Genomic DNA, 7,174 nt, shown 5'->3' on the forward strand with positions numbered 1-7,174 from the left:
ACTTCCAGTAAAGCCCCGTACACTGTTTGATTCCGAACGGTGCAGTCGATAACGCCGCCGCCGAACGCGATGGTTCCGGCCTTCAGCACGCGGTGCCTCGCCTTGCTGCGTCGCTCATCCATGGGCGCAATTTACACCCTAAGCTGAAACGGACGTTAAGTGCCGGCCGCAATCGCGACGAATTCTGCGACCGGAATCCTACGGCGCGGGTGCGAACGTCTCCGCGCGCGCCATCTTCCAGGCGTCGCGAAAGCGCGGGTCTTCAGTGCCTTCGAGCAGCTCGCCCGGACGCAGCTCCGGATAGAGCTGCGCGAAGGACTTCACCTGAGTCGTCGACGTTCGTTGGCTGAAATGGATCGGTCGCAGCTGCTGCGGATGCTCGAGGCCGCCCGCAGCGATCAGCTCGGTGAGCGAGTGCAGCGTCGCGTGGTGATAATTGGCCACGCGGTCGATCTTGAGCGGCACGTAGAGCGCACGCGCACGCGTCGGATCCTGCGTCGCGACGCCGGTCGGGCAGCGGTCGGTGTGGCAGCTCAGCGACTGGATGCAGCCGAGCGAAAACATGAACCCGCGCGCGGAGTTGCAATAGTCGGCGCCGATCGCCATCGCGCGCGCCATGTCGAAGGCGGTCGCGATCTTGCCGGATGCCCCGATCTTGATGCGGTCGCGCGCATTAATGCCGATGAGTGCGTTGTGGACGAAATTGACGCCCTCGCGCATCGGCATGCCCAAATGATCCATGAACTCCAGCGGCGCGGCACCGGTGCCGCCCTCATTGCCGTCGACGACGATGAAGTCGGGATAAATGCCGGTCTGAAGCATCGCCTTGCAGATCGCCAGGAATTCCCAAGGATGCCCGATACAGAGCTTGAATCCGGCCGGCTTGCCGCCGGACAGGCGCCGCATCTCGGCGATGAACTGCATCATGCCAACCGGCGTCGAGAACGCGCGGTGCGAGGCTGGCGAGATGCAATCCTCGCCCATGGCGACGCCACGAATCTTGGCAATCTCCTCCGAGACCTTGGCCGCCGGCAGCACGCCGCCATGGCCGGGCTTTGCGCCCTGGCTGATCTTGAGCTCGACCATCTTGATCTGGTCGTCGCCGGCGACGCGCGCAAACGCTTCGGGATCGAAGCTGCCGTCGAGATGGCGACAGCCGAAATAGCCCGAGCCGATCTCCCAGATGATGTCGCCGCCCATCTCGCGGTGATAGGGGCTGACGCCGCCCTCGCCGGTGTCGTGCGCGAAGCCGCCCTTCCTGGCGCCGGCGTTCAATGCCCGCACCGCGTTCGGGCTGAGCGCGCCGAAACTCATCGCCGAGATGTTGAACACCGAGGCCGAATAGGGTCTTGCGCAATCCGGTCCGCCGATGACGACACGAAATCTCTCCGTTGCATGTGCCTTCGGCGAGACCGAATGGTGCATCCACTCGTAACCCTCGCGGTAGACGTCCTCCTGGGTGCCGAACGGACGCTTGTCCAGCTCCATCTTGGCGCGCTGATAGACCACCGCGCGGGTATCACGCGAGAACGGCATGCCGTCCTTCTCGCTCTCGAAGAAGTATTGCCGCATCTCGGGGCGGATCTCTTCGAGCAGGAATCGGATATGCGCCGAGATCGGATAGTTGCGCAGCACCGCGTGACTCTTCTGCAGGAGATCGCGGACACCAAGCAGCGTCAGCGCGCCGAAGATGAGGATCGGAATCAGCAGGATGTCGAAGATCTTGCCGTCGGCGATGCCGATGCCGATCAGGAGCGCGGTCACGACCGCGCAGATCGTCAGCACAATGAAGCGCGGCGAGAACGGCAGCAGCAGGGTTTCCATGATCCCCTCCTCCGCCAGCGGCAGGCGTTTGGGGGATGCATGCGTCTTATTGTCCTCGGCCACGATCCGATCCTCTCGCCAGCAGGCGCCACAATACGCCCTCGCCTGTCATACGGATATGACGCGGCCGTTGTTTCAGGCTAGCGAATTCGACCGATACAAATCAATCAGCCCGATGGACGGGTTTTGCGATGCAATAGAGAGGCCAAGGTGAGCCGGGCGAGTATTCAAGGCCCTGGCACGCTCACAATGTCGTTCCAGCATCGGCGACAAACCTCCGGATCGCATGCCTTCGGCAAATGGATCGGGCAGGATGCGGCGAACCAGTCGATGCCGCCTGCCGCGCACGTCGATACTCTTGCGTTCCATTTAAATCGTCCCATCTCTCGTCGAGACGTTAGCGTGCCGAGCACATGGCAGTCGGCGGATATTGCCCAATGGCGATGGAGGCGGCCCACCGCCCGCCCGAAGACGACTCAGGAACAATTGGAGACGACCATGCGGTGGGAATATCTCGTGCTCGAAAGAACCTTGGGCCCCGACGATTTCAGCCGGCTGGGATCCGAAGGATGGGAGCTTGTTGCCGTGGTGTCGCCTGGACATTTCGTGCTGCACTATTTCTTCAAGCGCCAGGCACACAACTGACGAACGGCCTTCATAACTAACCCTTCGCACCGAAGAGACAGCGCGACGGCCATTTCGCTGGCTGGTGCGGCTTCAATGACTCGCAACAGGAGAATCCCTCATGAGCAAGCGCGATGCCGTTTTCCCCGCCGGCCGACATGACCTCTACAAGTCGCACACCTATTCCGCGGCGATCAGATCGGGGGATCTCCTGTTCGTGTCCGGCCAGGTCGGCAGTCGCAGCGATGGCTCGCCCGAGCCGGATTTCGAGGCTCAGGTCCGCCTGGCATTTGCGAATCTGGAGGCGACGCTGAAGGCGGGTGGATGCGGGCTTGACGATATCGTCGACGTGACGACCTTTCACACCGATCCCGAAAATCAGTTTGCGACGATCATGACCGTCAAGAGCGAGGTCTTTCCGGAAGAGCCCTATCCGAATTGGACTGCGATCGGCGTCAACTGGCTCGCGGGCTTCGACTTCGAGATCAAGGTCATTGCCCGCATCCCCGGCTGAAACTCGGTCGATTAGGGAACGAGCCGCCCGGGCGGGCGACGCTGCGGACCATCCTTCTGACCGCACCAGTGGCTCCCGCCGGTGATCTCGCAAAGGAGACTGTCGTGCATGATCTCGAACGCAACAAGGCGAATGTGATCGCCTTCTACGAATTGATGTTCAACGCCTGCCGCCCCGCCGAGGCCGTCGCGCGCTTCGTCGGCGACGAGTACATCCAGCACAATCCGCATGTGGCCACCGGAAGGAAGGGCTTCATCGACTATTTCGAGCGCATGGCTCGCGAGTGGCCGGGAAAGAGGGTCGAGATAAAGCGCGTCGTGGCAGAGAACGACTGCGTCATTCTCCATTGCTTCCAACACTGGCCTGGAGACCACGACTACGCGGGAATCGATATTTTCCGATTGGACGACCGGGGTAGGATCGTCGAACATTGGGACGTCCTGCAGATCATCCCCGAGCATGCCGCCAATCCGAACGGCATGTTCTGACTTCGCTGCCCAAGCACCAGCGGCGCGTGCTCTCGAGCTGCCTCTGGCTAAGACCGTGGGCTTCCGGTGGCCGGAAACCTTGATTGCGCATCAGCGATCGCTTCCCGCGACCGCAGCAAACGACAGATGCATCCCGGGAATCAAGTGGCGCTCAGCGCTCGACGAACGCCTTCTCGATCACGAAATGGCCGGGCTTGTTGCCGCTTCCTTCGATGAAGTCGCGGCCTTCGAACATCTGCTTCAATTCTTCCAGCATCGCCGGGCTGCCGCACATCATGATGCGGTCGGTCGCGATATCGAGCGGGCCTTGGCCGATGTCGTTGAAGATTTGCTCGGAGCTGATGAGGTCGGTGATGCGGCCGCGGTTCCTGAACGGCTCGCGGGTCACGGTCGGGTAATAGACCAGCTTGTCGGCGAGCAGTTCGCCGAACAGCTCGTCCTCGCGCAAGGTCGCGACCAGCTTCTCGCCATAGGCGAGCTCGGAGACCTGGCGGCAGCCATGCACCAGCACGATCGTTTCGAACTGCTCGTAGACCTCGGGGTCCTTGATCAGGCTGGCGAAGGGCGCGAGGCCCGTGCCGGTCGAGAGCAGCATCAGCCGCTTGCCGGGAATCAGATTGTCGGTGATCAGCGTGCCCGTCGCCTTGCGGCCGACCAGGATGGTGTCGCCTTCCTTGATCTTCTGGAGGCGCGAGGTGAGCGGGCCGTCCTGAACCTTGATCGAGAAGAACTCGAGTTCTTCCTCGTGGTTGGCGCTTGCCATGCTGTAGGCGCGCAGCAGCGGACGGCCGTCGACCTCGAGGCCGATCATGGCGAACTGCCCGTTCTGGAAGCGGAAGCCGGTGTCGCGCGTGGCGCGGAAGCTGAACAGCGTGTCGGTCCAGTGGTGGACGGAAAGAACCTTCTCTCGGTAAAACGCGCTCATGATTTTCGATATTCCGAATATTTGCGGTTTTAGGGCAAAAGGATTACCCGGCCCCAGACTTTGGAGCGGGCACCATTGCCATGGCGGAGGATTTCGCGTGTGTGATCTACGCCATTGAGACCAATAATCAACCTCGTTTCGGATGCAATTGATGCCGGTCAAACCGGCATTTGCAGCCGAACTGGGCGCATCATTAATGAATCCGCTGCCATGCGGACGTCCTCGGCAATTTCTTTCCCTTCGGTCGCCTCGTTTGAGCACTTTATTTCCGCCGGGTCGCGAGAATTTCATTAAGAATAGCTCTGATCTTCACCCGGTTCGGCGCCTTTTCCCGCATATTTGCGGCTTTTGGCGCCGAGAACAGTGAATCGGATGACGGACGAGCGGATCTTCGTTCAGGCGATCAGGCGCTATTGCGCGGAACGGGACATAGCAGTCGATGTCCGCGCGGACGGCTGGCTGATCGCGATGCGCCGGGGCGAGATGCGCCGTTTCACCTTCGGTTACGACATCGGCCTCAACAGCGCCATCGCTCACCGCCTCGCCAACGACAAATCGGCCACATCAGAGGCGCTGGCGCTCGAGGACGTGCCGTGCGTTCCCCATGAGCTCTTCCTCAACCCGAAACTGGGCAAGCACGTCGCCGGCGCGGACTGGCGCGAGAGAATGCTGGCGGTGCTCGCGCAGACGCCGCAAGGCGTGGTGGTGAAGCCGAACGAGGGGACGTCGGGGCGCGCCGTGTTCAAGGTGACGAATGTAGGCGAACTCGATCGTGCGGTCGGCGAGGTCTTCTCGATGAGCCCCGGCCTCGTGATCTCGCCCCATGTCGCGATCGAGCAGGAGATCCGTGTGGTGCTGCTCGACGACGTGCCGCTCGTCGTCTACAGCAAGCAGCGCGACTCGGACTGGCGGCACAATCTCGATGCCGGTGCAAAGCCGGTGCTGCTCGAGGACGGCGAAGATCGCGCCGCCAGCGTGAAGCTTGCGATCGACGCCGCGCGCGCCATCGGCATCGTGTTCGCGTCGATCGACGTGGTCCGCGTGGACGGCGATTGGCGCGTGCTCGAGATCAATTCCGGCGTGATGATGGAGACGCTGGGCAAGCTGCATCCGAAGCTGGTTCAAGCGGCGTATGACGCGGCGCTCGATCGGGTGTTTGGCGAAGTTCGGCACGAGCGATGACCCATCATTATTCGCCGCACGGAAATCGTCGACCGTTTTGCACGCCCTTGCCGGCTGCAACGTGATCGGCGCGTTCGGACGTTGGCCGGATGTTCCCGTTGTGAAATGGAACGCCGCGCTCTAGCCTTCACGCAACGTATGACGCATGTGGCCTGCAGGCTTGTTTGCGGCGGGCTGCATCCATGATCAAAACCATCGAAGAGGGAACGCCATGAGCGGCAAGTTCAATCGCCAGATTCTGCTGGTGGAGAAGCCCAGCGGCAAGCTCGGTCCCGAGCATTTCAAGATGGTGGAGAGCGCGCTGCCGGAGCCAAAGGACGGCGAGGCCTTGCTGCGCGTGCGCTACATCTCGCTTGATGCCGCCAACCGCGCCTGGATGCACGGCGCAACCTATCGCTCCGCCGTCGAAGCCAACAGCGTGATGGCAGGTGGCGCCATCGCGGAGGTCGTCAGTTCGAAGACGCCGGACCTCGCGCCTGGCGACATCGTGTTCGGCGACACCGGCTGGCAGGAATTTGCCGCGGTGCCGGCCAAGCATCTCACCAAGATGCCCAAGCTCGAGCCGATGACGCATCTGCTCAGCGTGTTCGGCATTGCCGGCCTCACCGCCTATTTCGGGCTGCTTGAGATCGGCAAGCCCAAAGAAGGCGAGACGGTCGTGGTCTCCGCCGCCGCGGGTTCGGTCGGCTCGATTGTCGGGCAGATCGCCAAGATCAAAGGATGCCGCGTGGTCGGCATCGCCGGCGGCAAGGACAAGTGCAACTGGCTGACCTCCGAGCTCGGCTTCGATGCGGCGGTGGACTACAAGGACGGCGCATTGTTCAAGGCGCTGCGCGCGGCGGCGCCGAAGGGTATCGACGTCTATTTCGACAATGTCGGCGGCGACATCCTCGAAGCCTGCCTGCCGCAGATGAACAATTACGGCCGCATCGCCTGCTGCGGCGCGATCTCGCAATATGACGGCGTGCCCGCGGCGCACGGCCCGCGCGGCGTGCCTGGCCTGATCGTGGTGAAGCGGCTCGTCATGCAGGGCTTCATCGTGATGGATTACATGAAGGAAAGCGAGCGCGCGCTCGCCGACCTCCAGGCCTGGGTCAAGTCCGGACGGCTGAAGGTGCAGGAGGACATCATCGACGGCCTCGAGAACACGCCGAAGGCGCTGATCGGACTGCTGGCGGGCGAGAACCGTGGCAAGCGCATGGTGAGAGTGGCGGCGTAGTCACGTCGCGGTGCGCTGACATTATGGACTTGCGGTAGAGGCCAAAGCGGCCAAAGATGCCGCTCGCGCCGTTCACGCGCGACGATTGCATTTGCATATTTTTTCAGGATGGTTGGCTTTGCCGATCGGGCAGGAATTCGTTCAAATGTTCAACAGATTGAACCATGCATCGGCGCGCATGGCGCTGCTGGCGGCAGCGCTCTTCGCAACTGCAACAGGAGCGATCGCGCAATCGCCGACCGAGGCCCAGAAGAGCGCGATCCGGTCCGCATGCCGCTCGGACTTCATGGCGCATTGCTCGAGCGTGACGCCCGGCGGGGTGGAGGCGGTTCAGTGTCTCGCCAAGAACATGTCGAGCCTGTCAGCGGGATGCCAGAGCGCGGTTCGCGCCGTCGAGC

The 7,174-nt window shown here is 62.2% G+C and carries 8 protein-coding genes and 1 pseudogene; 6 read left to right on the forward strand and 3 right to left on the reverse strand.

The window, feature by feature from the left end:
• Together JHD07_RS28015 and JHD07_RS28020 are read right to left on the reverse strand one after the other, a co-directional pair.
• Nucleotides 1-122 (reverse strand): annotated as a pseudogene (locus tag JHD07_RS28015) (PilZ domain-containing protein); the annotation flags it as partial.
• Between the two features lie 76 nt (nucleotides 123-198).
• Nucleotides 199-1,824 (reverse strand): FMN-binding glutamate synthase family protein, encoded by a 1,626-nt coding sequence (locus tag JHD07_RS28020; RefSeq protein ID WP_291627967.1) that lies wholly within the window; start codon nucleotides 1,822-1,824, stop codon nucleotides 199-201.
• A 249-nt stretch (nucleotides 1,825-2,073) separates the two neighbouring features.
• Between JHD07_RS28020 and JHD07_RS28025 the strand changes: the two genes are divergently transcribed.
• The 3 genes from JHD07_RS28025 to JHD07_RS28035 all read left to right on the forward strand — a co-directional run bounded on the left by JHD07_RS28025 (nucleotide 2,074) and on the right by JHD07_RS28035 (nucleotide 3,450).
• A complete protein-coding gene (locus tag JHD07_RS28025) occupies nucleotides 2,074-2,469 on the forward strand; it encodes a hypothetical protein (protein WP_291627956.1) in 396 nt (131 codons plus the stop codon).
• Nucleotides 2,470-2,569: 100 nt separating this feature from the next.
• Complete coding sequence (locus JHD07_RS28030; protein WP_291627958.1) at nucleotides 2,570-2,962, forward strand: RidA family protein; 393 nt, start codon at nucleotides 2,570-2,572, stop codon at nucleotides 2,960-2,962.
• A 104-nt stretch (nucleotides 2,963-3,066) separates the two neighbouring features.
• Nucleotides 3,067-3,450, forward strand: coding sequence for a nuclear transport factor 2 family protein (locus tag JHD07_RS28035; RefSeq protein ID WP_291627960.1), 384 nt, complete (start codon nucleotides 3,067-3,069; stop codon nucleotides 3,448-3,450).
• 151 nt (nucleotides 3,451-3,601) lie between these two features.
• Here JHD07_RS28035 and JHD07_RS28040 read toward each other — a convergent pair whose 3' ends face one another.
• Entirely contained in the window at nucleotides 3,602-4,375 is a 774-nt protein-coding gene (locus tag JHD07_RS28040; RefSeq protein ID WP_291627962.1) for a ferredoxin--NADP reductase, read from the reverse strand.
• Nucleotides 4,376-4,747: 372 nt separating this feature from the next.
• Between JHD07_RS28040 and JHD07_RS28045 the strand changes: the two genes are divergently transcribed.
• The 3 genes from JHD07_RS28045 to JHD07_RS28055 form a co-directional block, all read left to right on the forward strand.
• Nucleotides 4,748-5,557, forward strand: a complete 810-nt coding sequence (locus JHD07_RS28045) for a RimK-like protein (protein ID WP_291627969.1) — start codon at nucleotides 4,748-4,750, stop codon at nucleotides 5,555-5,557.
• Between the two features lie 211 nt (nucleotides 5,558-5,768).
• Entirely contained in the window at nucleotides 5,769-6,776 is a 1,008-nt protein-coding gene (locus tag JHD07_RS28050) for an NADP-dependent oxidoreductase (protein WP_291627964.1), read from the forward strand.
• Nucleotides 6,777-6,921: 145 nt separating this feature from the next.
• The coding region (locus JHD07_RS28055) for a cysteine rich repeat-containing protein (RefSeq protein ID WP_291627966.1) at nucleotides 6,922-7,174 on the forward strand (253 nt) is incomplete at its 3' end.

This window comes from Bradyrhizobium sp., assembly GCF_016462955.1.
In the GTDB taxonomy this organism is placed as follows: Bacteria; Pseudomonadota; Alphaproteobacteria; order Rhizobiales; family Xanthobacteraceae; genus Bradyrhizobium.